Below are 335 nucleotides of genomic sequence, written 5' to 3' on the forward strand. Positions count from 1 at the left end.
AATTTGCATGAGGTCTTCCTCCTGATTCGCTTTGGTCGTTGAGGCCGGAGGTTCAACAATGATGGGCGAACGACGGGTCGATCTGTCGGCCCTGCTCTACGAGTTCTCGCTGGAGCGGCATGTGCCGACGTACCATAAGCTGCGTGCGATCGACCGGTTCGTGGAACTGGATGGGCTGCGAGCGCATCTGGCGCCGTCCTACAGCGCCATTGGCCGGCCTTCGATCGATCCAGAACTGCTGATCCGCATGCTACTGGTCGGGTACTGCTTCGGCATTCGCTCAGAGAGACGGCTGTGCGAGGAGGCCCACTCAATCTGGCCTATCGTTGGTTCTG

General features: G+C 59.4%; 1 pseudogene. It reads left to right on the forward strand.

What is annotated here, in order from left to right:
* Positions 1-58: 58 nt before the first annotated feature.
* Positions 59-335: pseudogene (locus CVH10_RS18845) on the forward strand (transposase); the annotation flags it as partial.

The organism is Halomonas sp. ND22Bw, from assembly GCF_003011945.1.
GTDB classification, from domain to species: Bacteria; Pseudomonadota; Gammaproteobacteria; order Pseudomonadales; family Halomonadaceae; genus Halomonas; species Halomonas halophila.